Genomic DNA, 13,779 nt, shown 5'->3' on the forward strand with positions numbered 1-13,779 from the left:
GGGTGTTCTCCTGGCAATCAGCGCAGCAGCGGGCGCAGCAGTTCACGGGCGATGATGTGCCGCTGGATTTCCGAGGTGCCCTCCCAGATGCGCTCGATGCGCGCGTTGCGCCAGATGCGCTCGACCGGCCCTTCGTCCATCAGCCCCATGCCACCGAAGATTTGCACGGCCTCGTCGGCGACCTTGCCCAGCACTTCACTGGCAAACAGCTTGGCCATGCCGGCCTCGCCATCGGTCATGCTGCCCTGGTCCATCTTCCAGGCGGTGTGCAGGGTGAGCATTTCGGCGGCGCGGATCTGCGTGGCCATGTCAGCCAGCTTGAACGACACCCCCTGGTAGCTGCCGATGGCCTGGCCGAACTGCTTGCGGTCGGCGGCCCACTGCAGCGACAGGTCGAGTGCACGCTGGGCCTGGCCCACGCAGTTGGCGGCAACCATCACCCGGCCGGCCGTGAGCCAGGCGTTGGCCACTTCCCAGCCTTTGCCGACTTCGCCCAGCACCTTGCTGGCTGGCACCCGGCAGTCGTCGAAGAACAGTTCATAGGTGTGGTAGCCACGGTTGCTCACGCACTTGGGGCCACGGCGGATGGTCATGCCCGGCGTGCCACGGTCCACAAGGAAGGCCGTGACCGCATTGCGCTTGCGCCCGTTGTGCTCATAGGTGTCGGTGACAGCGAAGACGATGGCGAAATCGGCGTGGCCGGCGTGGCTGATGAAGTGCTTGCTGCCGTTGATGACGAAGTCATCGCCCTGGCGCACGGCGCGGGTCTTGATGGCATTGGCATCCGAGCCGGCGCCGGGTTCGGTGAGGGCGAAGCAGTCGATTTTCTCGCCTTGTACACACGGCAGCAGGTAGTCGTTGACCTGCTCATCCTTGCAGGCCATGAGGATTTTCGACGGCCGTGCAACAAACACATGCAGGGCCCAGGACACCTTGGACAGCTCGCGCTCGATCAGCGCCTGGGACAGGTAGTCCAGGCCGCCACCGCCGACTTCCTCGGGCATGTTGAAAGCGTAGAACCCGGCGGCGATGGCCTTGCCGCGAATGTGCGCGGCGAGCTCCGGCGACACGGCGTCGGCACGGTCCACCGCTTCCTCATGGGGCAGCAGCTCCTTGGCAACAAAGCTGCGTACCGCTTCCACCAACATTTCTTGTTCTTGGGTCAGTTGGAAATTCATCTGCGAAGGTCCTGGTGAGGGTCGGGTATCGGTTACTGGCCGGTGAAACGCGGTGCGCGGCGCTCCACCGAGGCTTGCAGCGCCTCGGCGCCATCCTGGCTGCGGCCGCACAGCAAGCCGGCCTGGCGCTCGGCTTCGAGCTGTTCGGCCAAGTTGCGCTGGGCGCCGTCGCGGATCAGCCGCTTGGTCTGCGCGTAGGCGAACGTCGGGCCGTTGGCCAGGCGCCCGGCCAGCTCGGCAGCCACCGCAGGCAGTTGCTCGTCGGCGCAGACTTCGCTGACCAGCCCGGCTGCCAGGGCGCGTTCGGCGCCCCACAACTCATCAAGGAACAGCAGGCGCTTGGCCTGCTCGCTGCCGATCAGCCGTGGCAGGTGCCAGCTGGCACCGGCATCGGGGCTGTAGCCCATGCTGGTGTAGCCGGCCTTGAAGCGTGCTGACGCGGCAGCGATGCGCAGGTCGCAGCACAGGCTGAGGTCCATGCCACCGCCCACGGCGGTGCCGTTGATGGCGGCGATGGTGGGTTTGTCGAGGCTGTGCAGGCGCAACATCAGGGCATGGGCGGTTTCGGTCCAGCCGTAGCTTTCCAGGGTGCCCTGGGCTTCGGCCGCGGCCCATTCGGCCAGGTCGGCACCGGCGCAGAAACTGCGGCCGCTGCCGGTCAGCACCACCACACGCACAGCCGGGTTGGTGTTGCAGGTTTCGAGCAAGGCGTGCAACTGCTTGAGGGTGGGGATGTCCAGCGCGTTGCGCTGCTCGGGGCGATTGAGTGTGATCCAGGCAACGCCGGCTTCGACCTTGCTCAACAGTGACGACGACGGGGTGGTCATGGGGGGCCTCGGGGTTGTTGTGATGGTTATGGGGAGGGCTTGATGAAGGAGATACTAAACGAGTGTTCAACAAGGCGGCAATTGCTGGGAAATGGACCTGTAACAGCGCTTTAAATTCATTTAACTAATTGGTTTTTAATGATTTTTTTGACTCGGAAAGCGCTGGCCACGTGGTGGTTGTTACAACTTTGTACAACTGTGAAATTGCCGGGGGCGCTTTGCGCCCCTTTCGCGACACAAGGCCGCTCCTACAGGGGATCGCATACAGGCCCTGCCTGACGCGGTCTCTTGTAGGAGCGGCCTTGTGTCGCGATGGGCCGCAAAGCGGCCCCGGCAATCTTCAGCCAGACACAGCAATCAAACCCCCGGCACACTCGGCGCAAACGCCCCCTGCCGACGGCGGTTGACGAGGTAATACGCCGCATAGCACAGCGCAATAAAGCCAAAGCCCCAGTACAGCGACGGCCGCTGCGTCTCATCCAGCGCCAGGAACACGAACAGCGAGCTGCACAGGGTGATGCACAACAGCGGCACCAGCGGGTACAGCGGCGCCCGGTACTTCAGGTCCTGCAGCTGCCCGCCATCACGCAGGTAGGCCTTGCGGAAGCGGTACTGCGCCAGGGCGATGACGATCCAGGTCACGGTGCCAGACATGCCGCTCACCGCCATCAACACCATGAACAGGGTGTCGGCGGCCACGAAGCTGGTCATCAACGAGACCAACGCAAAGCACAGGGTGATGCTCAGCGCGCGCAGCGGCACGCCGCGTTTGCTCAGCGGCGACAGGCTTTTCGGTGCCATGCCGCTCTTCGACATCGCCCAGAGGATACGCGTAGAGGCATACAGCCCGGAGTTGCCCACCGAGAGGATGGCGGTGAGGATGACAAAGTTCATCAGGTCGGCGGCGTAAGGGATGCCGACCATGTCGAACACCTGCACGAACGGGCTTTCCATCAGCCCGGCCTGCTCGTACGGCACGATGGCCGACAGCACGGCAATCGCCAGCACGTAGAAGATCAGCACGCGGAACACCACGTTGCGCACCGCCCGCGGAATGCTCTTTTCCGGGTGCTCGGTCTCGCCAGCGGCCACACCCATGATCTCGCAACCCTGGAAGGCGTAGACCACCGTCATCATCACCGCGAATACCGCCGACAGGCCGTGGGGGAACAGCGATTCGCCCACCAGGTTGTTCAGCATCGGTGCCGGTGCCCCGCTGCTCAGCGGGATGGCGCCGAAGATCACCAGCAGGCCGATGACGATGAAACCAAGGATGGTCGCCACCTTGATCCCCGAGAACCAGTACTCGGCCTCACCGAAGGCGCGGGTGGCCAGGGCGTTGAGGCCGAACAGCACCACCACGAACAGCGCCGACCAGTACCAGATCGGCACCTCCGGGAACCAGCGGGTCATGAGCATGCCGGCGGCGGTGAACTCCAGGCCCACGGTGGTGGCCCAGCTCATCCAGTACACCCAGCCGATCATGAAGCCGGTGGCCGGGCCGATGAACTTGGTGGCGTGAGCCTGGAACGAGCCGGACACCGGCATCTGCACCGACAGCTCGCCCAGGCAGACCATCACCAGGTACATCAGCAAACCGGCCACCAGGTAGGCGAGGATCGCGCCCACCGGCCCCCCTTGGTTGATAGTCACGCCCGAGCCCATGAACAGCCCGGTACCGATCACCCCGCCCAACGAGAGCATGAAGATGTGCCGGCTTTTCAGGGCGCGGGTGAGCTGGATTTTCTCGTGGGTGTCAGTCATGGCGCACCTCGCCCTTGCGGCCGGTGCTGGGCCACGCGACGGTGCCGCGCGGGGTCGTATGCAGGAGGGGCTGAGTGCTACGGCATGTCATTATTGTTGTCTCCAATAAGCCTCATGGACCGCGTGCAACGCGGTTGCCATGGATTATTGGAAACGGATGTAAGGTGCCGTTGTACGAACGGATCGAAGATGTAAAAAGTCGTAAGTTTTTTGTACGTCAGCTCTGGATCAACTGTTCCAAGGTAGTGCGGGCCTGGCCAAGCTGAGCGGCCAGCGGCTCGCCGAGGGCTTGCAATGCCTGTGCGTCATGCTGGCGGGCCGCTTCTTCCAGGCGACGTAACAATGCAGCCAGCCCGGCGAAGCCCAGGGAATCACAACTGCCAGCCAGGCGATGGGCCAGGTGCAGCACTTCGGTAAAGTCCTGGGCCGGCAGCGCCTCGGCCAGCGCCGCGGCGTGCTGCTCCAGCGACTGGCGCAACACCTTCAGCAGGCCTTGCAGCTTCTGCTCGCCCAGCAGCGAGCGGTGGGTATCCAGCAGTGACCAATCCATGTTTGCGTCAGCCCCCGCCACTTCGCAAGGGGCCGACCCGGCCAACGCCTGGCGCAGGTTATCCAGGCGCAAGGGCTTGGCCAGCACCCCTTGCATGCCAGCGTCCAGATAACCCGGTACTTGCCCAGGTTGCACGCCAGCTGTCAGTGCCAGCACCCGGCTGTGGCGGTTCGGCCCGGGCGTGGCTCGCAGCTGCCGACACAGCTCCACCCCGCTCATGCCCGGCAGATGCACGTCGAGCAGGATCAGGTCGAAACGCCGCAGGGCGCAGGCTTGCAGGGCCTGCGCGGCGTCCTCGGCAAAGCTCACCTGGTGGCCCTCGCGCAACAGCAAACCAGCCGCCACCTCGCGGTTCAGCGCCACGTCCTCGACCACCAGGATATCCAGGCCAGCCAGGGGTGACAGGGCCGGCGCACTAACTGGCACGGGCTGCCCACAAGCCACATCGAGCTCGAACCAGAAGCAACTGCCCTGCCCTTGCACACTGTCCAGGCCGATGCTGCCGCCCAGCTTTTCCACCAGGTGCTTGCAGATCGCCAGGCCCAGGCCAGTGCCGCCATAGCGCCGTGCCACCGCCTCGCTGGCCTGGACGAAACGGTCGAAGATCCTCGCCTGCACGGCGGGCTCGATGCCAATGCCATTGTCACTGACCGAAAGCCGCAGGCGCTGCGAGCTCTCGCTACTGGTCAGCACCTGCACCTTGAGTTGTACCTGGCCGTGCTCGGTGAACTTGATGGCATTGGCCAGCAGGTTGCTCAGCACCTGACGCAGGTACTGCTCGGCACCGTGCTGGTAGCCGGCCAACTGCTCATCGAGCACCAATTGCAAGGTGTCGCCGTTGCCCATGGCCATGGGTTCAAGCAGCGCCAGCACTTCCTGGCACAACTGCCGCAGCGAAAAGCCGACCAGCTCGGCGCGGCTCTCGCCCTCTTCAAGCCGGGCGAAGTACAGCACTTCATTGAGAATCGCCAGCAGCCCTTCGCCAGCCTTGTACAAGGCCTCGACGCGCTGGCGGTCAGCCGCCTCCAGCCGAGCGCCACGCAGCAGTTCGGCCATGCCGAGGATGCCGTTGAGTGGGGTGCGCAGCTCATGGCTCATGGTCGCCAGGAAGCGTGACTTGGCCAGGTTGGCGGCCTCGGCGTCGTCCTTGGCCCGGGCCAGGCTGGCGGTGCGCCGCTCGACCATGGCCTGCAACTCGTCGCGCTTGCCCTGCAGCTCCAGGCGGTCGCGTTCGCGGCGTTCGATATCGCTGAGGATGGCGCGACGCATATCATCCAGCGCGTTGGCCACCGTATCGATTTCGTCCGGGCGTGCCGAAGGGCGGCGGCCGAGGCGCAACGGCTCCTGCCACTGGCCAGCGCCAATACGGTGGGCGAACTCGGCCATTACTTGCAGGTGGCGGGTAACCAAGCGATAGAACAGCCCCGACAACGCCACCGCCAGGCCACACAGAAACACCCCCATCCACAGCAGGCTGGCCAGGCCGGTGGCATACAAGCGGCGGTGCACCGCACCGAGGTCAATGCTGACCTCCAGCTCGCCCAGGTGCCTGGCTGGCCCCGAGGGTGGCTGATAATCAAGCGGGAAGCGCTCGATGCGCAGCGGCCCCTTGGGCTCGGCCTCCCCGCGCAACAGCTGGAAATCATCACTGACCAACCGCACCCGTGCCACGTCGGAAAAGTCCACCAGGCCGCGCAGTTGTACATCAAGCTGTGCCTCGTCGAGGTCCCACAGGCTGCGCTCCAGGCTGGCCAGGTAGCCGGCACGGATCAACGCCATGCGCGCCTCGATATCGCGCATCTCGCGGCGGTATTCGAAGTACAGCTGCACCGAGCTGGCCAGCACGGTAAAGCACAGGCTGAACAGCAGGATGAACAACAGCAGGCGGCGCAGCAGGCCGTCGGTGCGCAGGCGGATCATCGGGCATCTGCCGGCAGGTTGATCATGTCACGGTAGGTGACTTCGCTCTGTTCCAGCCAGCGCTCGATCTCGCCGGCCTGGTTCATGCGCTGCAGCTGCGCGTCGATTTCGTCCATGTGCTGGCTCAAGGGCGATTGCCGCGACACGGCCACACGCAGGTAGTCCACGCTGAGCGCGGTGGGCAAAGCGCGAATGTCCTGCGCGCCGGGCAGGTGCTCGATGAACAGCTGGCCGGTACGCCGCTCCTGGATCACATAATCGATGCGCCCGCGGATCAGCTTGCCAAAGTTCTGCTGGCTGGACGACACCCGTTCGATGTTCTGGTGACGGGCGACAAAACGATCGAACTCGGCGCCGTAACTTTCGCCGTAAAGCAAGCCGCCGCGGTAGCCGGCAAGGTCTTCCAGCTGCTGGAACTGCACCGGCCGCAGGCGGTTGTAGAACACCGCCACTTCCTCGCGCAGCACCGGCACCGTGGAAAAACGCATGCGCTGGTCACGCTGGTCGCTGTTATAAGCCAGCACCACGTCCACCCGCCCAGCCGCGGCGTCCATCAGGCAGCGCTTCCAGTTTCCCAGCACCACGGTTTGCACCGGGTAGCCCATGCGCGCGAACAGCTCGCGCACCACGGTCGGGGCCACGCCACGCACCTGGTGGCCGTCGCTCCAGGAAATTGGCGGGTACACCGGGTAGTCGCAGTAGCGCACCGGCTGCTTTGCGCTGGCTTGCACGGCGAACAATGCCAAGGCCAGCACCCAGGCACTACGGGTCATGCCGCCACGCTGGCGGTGAACAGGTAGCCGGTGCCGTGGATGGTAATGATCAGCTGCGGCTCGGCCGGGTCATCATGCAGCTTGCGCCGCAGGCGGCCGACCAGCACGTCGATCGAGCGGTCGTTGGGCACCCATTCGCGGTTGCGGATCTGGTCCATCAACTGGTCGCGACTGAGGGTGTGGCCGCTGTTACGCAGGAACACGCTGAGCAACTGGAACTCGCCGTGGGTGAGCAGGGTTTGCCCGCCACGGGCGTCGATCAGGCGCCGGCGGTCGGTGTCCAGCGCCCAGTCGGCAAACTGCTTCAGCGATTGCGCGCAGGCCGGTGCCGGTTGCACTTCGCGGGCATGGCGCACGCGGCGGATCAGGTTCTTGGCGCGGGACACCAGCTCACGGGGGTTAAGCGGTTTGATCACATAGTCGTCGGCGCCGCATTCCAGGCCGACGATGCGGTCGATGTCGTCGTTGCGCCCGGTGATGAGGATAATGCCGACCTCCGAGCGCACGCGCAGCTCGCGGGTCAGGGTAAGGCCATCCTTGCCGGGCAGGCGAATGTCCAGCAGCACCAGGTCGACATCCTGGCTGCCGAGCAGGGCTTCGGCCTTTTCCGCGGTGTCGGCGCAGTGCACGTCGTAGCCTTCCTGGGACAGATAGGCCTGCAGCAAGTCACGAATAAGCGGATCGTCATCAACGATCAATACCCGAGGCGTCATTGCGTGTCGTCTCTTTTTTTATTGGTGTTGTTCTACACAATCGCGACAGCAGCGTACTCGTTACTGAACAGGCGATCAACAGCCCTCCGGCAGGCTGAAGCGCCGCCGACCACCGGCCTGCAGGCCGTCGACCCAGGCCTCGCAAATAATCACGCCCTGCTCGGGGGTGAAGGTGCCAGGGTTGAGCCCCGACTCCAGCCACAGGCCATCGAGCAAGGCACTCAGGCTGATAGCCGCCAGGTCGGCATCGAAGCCCTGCCAGCCCTCCTCCTCGGCCAGGCTGGCCAGCAGCCGGCTGAGTTCGTTGCGGTACTCGCCGTACGAGTGGTCGTGCACCTGGTTGATCGCCTCGGCGGTTTTCACCGCACCCCAGAACGCCAGCCAGGCATCGAGCAGTTGCGGCTCAAGCAGCTCGGCGCAGAACGAGGCGCGGAAGAACGCCGACAGCCGCTCGCGGGCATTGGGCGCGGCCTGGGCCATGGCCTCGCGCAGCAAGCCCATCACCCGGCCGGTGACGGCCATGTAGGCTTCGGCCACCAGCTCGTCCTTGCCCGCGTAGTGATGGCTGATCAGCCCGACCGAAACCCCGGCCTCGGCCGAGATCTTGCGGATCGAAGCGCCCTGGAAACCATGGCGTTTGAGGCACACCAGGGTCGCCTCGACCAGGTTGGCTTTGCGCAATTCCGGCAGCATGCGGTGGTAGCGGGCTTCCTGATTCATCAGCGGGTCTCTTGTTAGGGGCTGGCGGCAATGGGCTGGACTGAACGACTGTACAACAAGCCGGACCGCGTGATAAACCCTAAGCGCCAATGCCCGCCCGGGCCCGACCACAACAACAAAAGCGGCTGCCATGAACGACCTGATCACACGCGACCTGGACCAAGGCCTGCTGACCCTGGCCTTCAACCGCCCCGACAAGCTCAATGCCCTGAACAGCGCTATGTACCAGCAACTGGGTGACCTGCTGCTGGCGGCGGCTGCAGACCCCGCCGTCGAGGTCATCATCATCACCGGTAACCCGCAGTGTTTCAGTGCTGGCAACGACCTGCGCGACTTCCTCGACAACCCACCCAGCGGCCTCGATAGCCCGGTGTTCCGCCTGATGCGGGTGGTCATGGGCCTGGACAAGCCGCTGATTGCTGCGGTCAGTGGCGCGGCAATCGGCATCGGCGCCACCCTGCTGTTGCATTGTGACCAGGTGCTGGTCAGCCGCTCGACCAAGCTGCGCATGCCCTTTGCGCCATTGGGGGTGTGCCCGGAGTTCGGTTCCAGCCTGTTGCTGCCGCGCTTGCTTGGCCAGGCCCGTGCTGCCAGCTTGCTGCTGGGCAACGCGTTGCTTGATGGCGAGCAGGCGGTGGCCTGGGGGCTGGCCAATGAGCTGCACGAGGATGGCGAACAGTGCCTGGCTGCGGCTCGCAAGCTGGCGCGGCAGCTGCAAGGGTATCCGCAGGCGGCGCTGCGGATCAGCAAGCGCTTGCTCAAGGACAGCCAGCGTGAGGAGCTGGAAGCCACGGTGGCGCGGGAAAGCCGGTTGTTCATCGAGTGCTTGCGTACCGAAGAAGCGCGCGCAGTGTTGCGCTCACTGATCAAGGATTGACCGGGCTGACGCGCCCCCCATTGTGGGAGCGGCCTTGTGTCGCGAAAGGGGTGCGAAGCGCCCCCATGATCTTCGCATTGCCGCAACATTGCTGGGGCCGCTTTGCGGCCCTATCGCGACACAAGGCCGCTCCTACAAGGGACCGCGTAATGGCCAAAATGTAAGGCGCTAATACCCGGTCATTTCCAGATACCCACGCCCACCCGCACTCCCGCTCAAACGCACTGGCCCTTCCCAATACGGGAACCGCGTCTGCATCCACGCCTTCGGCTCCACTGCCTCCACCTGTACATCCACCCCCTGCCCCGGCACCTGCACCCGCCAGCGCGTCGGCACCTGCTTGCCGTTGTTCTGCCGCGCCCAGGCCAGCGCCTGCAGCTGGATCTGCACTCCCTGCAGCGCCACAACCTCTCCCTGCGGGCTAACCCAGGTCCCGGCGCGGTACGCCTCCCCCTGCGCCTCGCGTACCTGAAACAGCATCAGCTTGGCGCCATCGTCCAGGTGCAGGGAAAACCAATCCCAGCCCGTCTGCCCGGCCGCCAGCGGCTGGCTGCTCCACTCCCGGTCCAGCCAGGCCTGACCGCTGACCGCGATACACTCGCCGCCACGCTGCACCTGCCCTTGCACCAGGTAGAAGGGCTGGCTGTAATAGTAGGAAGCCTGCCCCTTGCCGGATTTCTCGCTGTAGCCCCTGTCCCCATGCAGCACCAGCGGCCGGTCGCTGCGCAAGTGCAAGTCGTAGCGAAAGCCTTCGCCACCCGCGACCATCTGCAGGCTTTCAATACCTCCCCCGCCCTGCAACGACCAGTCATTGATCCACGCCCGAAACGGCTGGGCCTGCACCCCGGCCTGGCCGATACCACCGCGCGCCAGGGTTTCAGCAGACTGATGCCCCCCAGGGCCGGTCAACGCCGCGTGCCCCATCCACAGGTTCGGGCTATTCCAGTCGCCAGTTTCCGGGCCAGGGCGCAGGGCCGAGCGGAACAGCGTCCACTGCGCGCCCCAGTCACGCCCCTGGGCATCCTTGAGGTTGGCGGTGACATACCACCACTCGATACGAAAGCCATCGTGGGGGCCGTGGTCACGTGGGAATGCCAAGCGATGGTCGCGGATCACCTGGTTGAACTCGCCCGCCTGCTGCCCAAGCCCGGCATAGCTTTGCGGTGCAGGCTGATCACAACCGCACAACAACCCGCATAGCAACAGCCAGGCATTACGCTTCATCGGCAAATGGCCTCAACAGTTCACGCGGCTGGCGGAGCGCCAGTTGCCACAGTGGCCAGGCACTTGCCAGCAGGCTGGTAAGCATGCCCAGCAAGGCCAGTTGTAGCAATTGCACGGGGAACACATGGAGCGGCAAACGCCAGCCGAATGCCTGCACGTTCACCACCGCGACCAGGCACCAGGCCAGCAACAGCCCCAGCGGAATCGCCAGCAGCACGGTGAGGCTGCTTAGCATGAGTGTCTGGCCAAGGCTCAGCCAGACCAGATGCGTGCGCCGCACGCCCAACGCCCACAGCGGCGCCAACTGACCCAGCCGGGCCTGGCCCAGCGTCAGCAGGTTGATGAACAACGCCACCCCGGCCACGCCAAGCGTAAGGCTGTTGAGTGCCGCCGTGGCGGCGAAGGTGCGGTTGAACACGTCGGTCGACCAGCGTTTCAGGCGCGCCTGCTCCACCACGCGGCTGTCGTCCAGGGCAAAGCGCTGTTGCAACGCGGCTTTGATGGCCGGCCCTTGTTCGGCAAGCAGGTCGACGCTCAAGCCGGTCAGCGTTGCCTGTGGCCAGTGGCCGCGCAGCCAGCCGGCGTTGACCAGCACATGCCCCTTGGGGTTGCCGTAATCGGCGTAGATCCCCACAACGGTCATGGCTGACGACGCGTTTGCGGGCAACCTCAAGCGATCGCCCAGTTGCAGCTTCAGCCGCCTGGCCAGTTGCTCACTAAGCATCACCGCCTGGCCGCCGGCCAATTGCTCCCAGGCCTGCTTTTGCTGCGCCAACAGTGGCCAGCGCGTGCGATAGACAGCATGGTCGACGATGCCTTGAACCTGCACCGGCCAACCCTGCAGCTGTGTTTCCACACGCCAGCCAGGCAGGACCACGCTGGCTGCAGGTTGCTGCCCGAGCCATTCGGCTATCTGCAAACCCTGGGCTGTATCGCGTGGAGTGACGTACAGGTCGGCGGACAGGCGCTGGTCAAGCCAGCCGACAAAGGTCTTGCGAAAGCCCTCGGTCATGCTGCCCACGCCAACACTGGCGGCCAGTGCCAGCAACAAGGCCATCAGCGCCAGGCTCAGGGCTGGCAGTTGCTGGCGGCTGTCGGCGACGAACCATTGCGCCAATGGCCGGTGGCAACGGCGCGCCAGCCAGGCCAGCAGTTGGTCGAGCAAGGCCGGCAACAACAGCGCCGCGGCCAGTAATAGTGCTGCGAGCACGCCGAAGGCGCTGGGCAGACTATCCCCAAGCACGCCACAGCCCAACGCCAGCAGCAGTAACAGGCCTGCCACTGAGGCCTGACGCTTCAACCAAGGCCCCTGCGCCAATCGCCAGGCCTGGGGTTGCGCCAGCGCCAGCAGCGGCAACCGTGCTGCCCGCAGTACGCTGCCCAGCCCTGCCAGCAATGCCCCCAGTACACTCACCAGCACGCCCGCCAGCCACCACCCTGCGGGCAAGCTCAGCGTCCCGGCGACCTGGGCGCCGTACAGGCCGCGCAAGCTGGCGGCCACGTCGGGCAACAACCACGTCGCCAACCCATAACCACTGGCCACCCCGGCGAGCCCACCCAGCACCGCGAACAGGCCCAGCTCCAGGACCAGGGCACACAGCAGTGTGTTCAGGCTGATGCCACAGGCGCGCAGGTTGCGAATCAGCCCCCGCCGCTGCTCCAGCGCCAGGCCGATTGCAGCATGGGCGATGAACAGGCCGACAACGAACGCCAGCAGGCCGAGCGCAGTCAGGTTGAGGTGGAAGCTGTCGGTCAAGCGCTGCAGGCCGCCGTCGTCTTGCTGGGGTTGCAGTTCAAGGTAAGGCGCAACATCTACCGGCAATGGCCCCGTACTACCGGCCAGCAGCAATCGCGACAACTGCCCGGGAGCCTGCAGCAACGCCTGCGCGTGGCCGATATCGACCACGATCACCCCTGGCGCCATTTCAGGCTGCAGCATCAACGGTGGCAGCGACTGCCCTGCGCTGTCGCGCGCCACCTGCCCAGCGTTCACCTTCAACTGCCGCAAGGTGTCTGGCCCAACCCAGGCTTGCCCGGGTGAACCAATGAACGCCTGCAGGTCGAAGGCCTGCGGCTGCACGCCGGCAATGCTGCTGGCCGGCGGCAGGCTTAACGGTTCTATGCCGATCAGCCGCACGCTTCGCCCAGGCTCGCCCGGCAAACGCAAGCGCCCCTCCAGCACCGGCGACACCGCCCAGCCCTGCCTGCGCAGTTGCACGTAAAGCGCCTGGTCGAAGCGCTCGCCATTACGCGGCAGCAGTTGCGCCTGCAGCGGCCCGGCCAATACCGCGCTGGCCCGGGCATAGTCGCTACGCGCCTGGCTATTCAGTGCCTGCACGCCAGTCCATAACGCCGTGGCCAGCCACAGGCCTGTGAAGATGCTGAAGAACTGCACGCGATGGCGGCGCCAGTGGCTGAGCAGCGCTAACAGGGCCAGCGACAACAGCCGCATCAGCCCTGCTCGGCCTGCACGCGGCCGGCCTGCAAGTAGCAACGCTGTTGCAGGCGCGCTGCCACCCGTGGGCTGTGGGTCACCATCAGCACACCGCTGCCGGCTTCGGCAACCAGTTGCAGCAGCAGGCTCAACACTTCATCGCTACTGGCTTCATCGAGGCTGCCGGTGGGCTCGTCGGCCAGCAGCCAGGCCGGGCGCCCGGCCAGCGCGCGGCCGATGGCGACACGTTGCTGCTGGCCGCCTGACAACTGTTCCGGGTAACGCGAAAACAACTCCGCCAGGCCCAGGCGTTGGGCCAGGTACGCGACCCAGTCCGGGTCGTGCCGACCCGCCAATCTGGCCTGGAATGCAAGGTTGGTCCGCACATCCAGGCTGCTGATCAGGTTGTACTGCTGGAACACCAGGCCAATCCCCTGCCGCCGCCACAGAGCCAGCGATGCTTCCGAGCGGCTGTCGAGCGGTATGTCGTCGATCAGGATGTGGCCGCTGTCGGCACGGTCCAGGCCAGCTATCAGGTGCAGCAAGGTGCTCTTGCCGCTACCAGACTCGCCCATCAGCGCCAGGCTGCTGCCGCGTGACAGGCACAGGTCGACGCCTTGCAACACCGGGAGTGGGCCTTGGGGAGTGGGGAATGATTTGTGGAGGTTTTCGATGGCCAGCATCGAGGGGCCCTGGTGGGTTGGGTGTTCCTTTAGGAATAGCAGGTTCGGGCCAGCACAGCCGAACACTCGTTTAATTTTCGTAATGAACGAGTGGTCGCCTTTGGTGACTGGTGTTC

Annotated in this window: 11 protein-coding genes; 1 reads left to right on the forward strand and 10 read right to left on the reverse strand. The window is 65.1% G+C overall.

Going from position 1 to position 13,779, the window contains the following annotated elements; genetic code table 11:
- Positions 1-17: 17 nt before the first annotated feature.
- The 7 genes from ABE456_RS10830 to ABE456_RS10860 all read right to left on the reverse strand — a co-directional run bounded on the left by ABE456_RS10830 (position 18) and on the right by ABE456_RS10860 (position 8,445).
- Positions 18-1,178, reverse strand: coding sequence for an acyl-CoA dehydrogenase family protein (locus ABE456_RS10830; protein ID WP_346643899.1), 1,161 nt, complete (start codon positions 1,176-1,178; stop codon positions 18-20).
- Positions 1,179-1,210: 32 nt separating this feature from the next.
- Positions 1,211-2,005 carry an enoyl-CoA hydratase-related protein gene (locus tag ABE456_RS10835; RefSeq protein ID WP_346643900.1) on the reverse strand — a complete coding sequence of 265 codons (795 nt, stop codon included), beginning with the start codon at positions 2,003-2,005 and terminating at the stop codon, positions 1,211-1,213.
- A 357-nt stretch (positions 2,006-2,362) separates the two neighbouring features.
- Positions 2,363-3,769 carry an amino acid permease gene (locus tag ABE456_RS10840; RefSeq protein WP_346643901.1) on the reverse strand — a complete coding sequence of 469 codons (1,407 nt, stop codon included), beginning with the start codon at positions 3,767-3,769 and terminating at the stop codon, positions 2,363-2,365.
- A 217-nt stretch (positions 3,770-3,986) separates the two neighbouring features.
- Positions 3,987-6,239 carry an ATP-binding protein gene (locus ABE456_RS10845; RefSeq protein WP_346643902.1) on the reverse strand — a complete coding sequence of 751 codons (2,253 nt, stop codon included), beginning with the start codon at positions 6,237-6,239 and terminating at the stop codon, positions 3,987-3,989.
- The gene (locus ABE456_RS10850; protein WP_346643903.1) at positions 6,236-7,012 is read right to left on the reverse strand and encodes a transporter substrate-binding domain-containing protein; all 777 of its coding nucleotides are present in this window, start codon (positions 7,010-7,012) and stop codon (positions 6,236-6,238) included. The genes ABE456_RS10845 and ABE456_RS10850 overlap by 4 nt, the downstream gene beginning before the upstream one ends.
- The gene (locus ABE456_RS10855; RefSeq protein ID WP_051100260.1) at positions 7,009-7,725 is read right to left on the reverse strand and encodes a response regulator; all 717 of its coding nucleotides are present in this window, start codon (positions 7,723-7,725) and stop codon (positions 7,009-7,011) included. Before ABE456_RS10855 ends, ABE456_RS10850 begins: the two co-directional genes overlap by 4 nt.
- Before the next feature lie 75 nt (positions 7,726-7,800).
- The gene (locus tag ABE456_RS10860; RefSeq protein WP_346643904.1) at positions 7,801-8,445 is read right to left on the reverse strand and encodes a TetR family transcriptional regulator C-terminal domain-containing protein; all 645 of its coding nucleotides are present in this window, start codon (positions 8,443-8,445) and stop codon (positions 7,801-7,803) included.
- Positions 8,446-8,575: 130 nt separating this feature from the next.
- Between ABE456_RS10860 and ABE456_RS10865 the strand changes: the two genes are divergently transcribed.
- Complete coding sequence (locus ABE456_RS10865; protein WP_346643905.1) at positions 8,576-9,322, forward strand: enoyl-CoA hydratase-related protein; 747 nt, start codon at positions 8,576-8,578, stop codon at positions 9,320-9,322.
- Positions 9,323-9,490: 168 nt separating this feature from the next.
- Here ABE456_RS10865 and ABE456_RS10870 read toward each other — a convergent pair whose 3' ends face one another.
- The 3 genes from ABE456_RS10870 to ABE456_RS10880 are packed head-to-tail and all read right to left on the reverse strand — an operon-like array spanning position 9,491 to position 13,663.
- Positions 9,491-10,546, reverse strand: a complete 1,056-nt coding sequence (locus ABE456_RS10870; protein WP_346643906.1) for a lipocalin-like domain-containing protein — start codon at positions 10,544-10,546, stop codon at positions 9,491-9,493.
- On the reverse strand, positions 10,536-12,998 hold the full coding sequence (locus ABE456_RS10875) for an FtsX-like permease family protein (protein ID WP_346643907.1): 2,463 nt from the start codon (positions 12,996-12,998) through the stop codon (positions 10,536-10,538). The genes ABE456_RS10870 and ABE456_RS10875 overlap by 11 nt, the downstream gene beginning before the upstream one ends.
- Positions 12,998-13,663: an ABC transporter ATP-binding protein gene (locus ABE456_RS10880; protein ID WP_346643908.1), complete on the reverse strand. Its 666-nt coding sequence runs from the start codon at positions 13,661-13,663 to the stop codon at positions 12,998-13,000. The genes ABE456_RS10875 and ABE456_RS10880 overlap by 1 nt, the downstream gene beginning before the upstream one ends.
- Positions 13,664-13,779: the final 116 nt, after the last annotated feature.

Origin of the sequence: Pseudomonas sp. TWI929 (assembly GCF_039673335.1) — a bacterium.
In the GTDB taxonomy this organism is placed as follows: Bacteria; Pseudomonadota; Gammaproteobacteria; order Pseudomonadales; family Pseudomonadaceae; genus Aquipseudomonas.

Coding starts and splice junctions, on each gene's coding strand:
- ABE456_RS10845 (WP_346643902.1), bottom strand. CDS start 6,239: ATGATCCGCCTGCGCACCGACGGCCTGCTGCGCCGCCTGCTGTTGTTC.
- ABE456_RS10830 (WP_346643899.1), bottom strand. CDS start 1,178: ATGAATTTCCAACTGACCCAAGAACAAGAAATGTTGGTGGAAGCGGTA.
- ABE456_RS10850 (WP_346643903.1), bottom strand. CDS start 7,012: ATGACCCGTAGTGCCTGGGTGCTGGCCTTGGCATTGTTCGCCGTGCAA.
- ABE456_RS10870 (WP_346643906.1), bottom strand. CDS start 10,546: ATGAAGCGTAATGCCTGGCTGTTGCTATGCGGGTTGTTGTGCGGTTGT.
- ABE456_RS10840 (WP_346643901.1), bottom strand. CDS start 3,769: ATGACTGACACCCACGAGAAAATCCAGCTCACCCGCGCCCTGAAAAGC.
- ABE456_RS10860 (WP_346643904.1), bottom strand. CDS start 8,445: ATGAATCAGGAAGCCCGCTACCACCGCATGCTGCCGGAATTGCGCAAA.
- ABE456_RS10880 (WP_346643908.1), bottom strand. CDS start 13,663: ATGCTGGCCATCGAAAACCTCCACAAATCATTCCCCACTCCCCAAGGC.
- ABE456_RS10835 (WP_346643900.1), bottom strand. CDS start 2,005: ATGACCACCCCGTCGTCGTCACTGTTGAGCAAGGTCGAAGCCGGCGTT.
- ABE456_RS10875 (WP_346643907.1), bottom strand. CDS start 12,998: ATGCGGCTGTTGTCGCTGGCCCTGTTAGCGCTGCTCAGCCACTGGCGC.
- ABE456_RS10855 (WP_051100260.1), bottom strand. CDS start 7,725: ATGACGCCTCGGGTATTGATCGTTGATGACGATCCGCTTATTCGTGAC.
- ABE456_RS10865 (WP_346643905.1), top strand. CDS start 8,576: ATGAACGACCTGATCACACGCGACCTGGACCAAGGCCTGCTGACCCTG.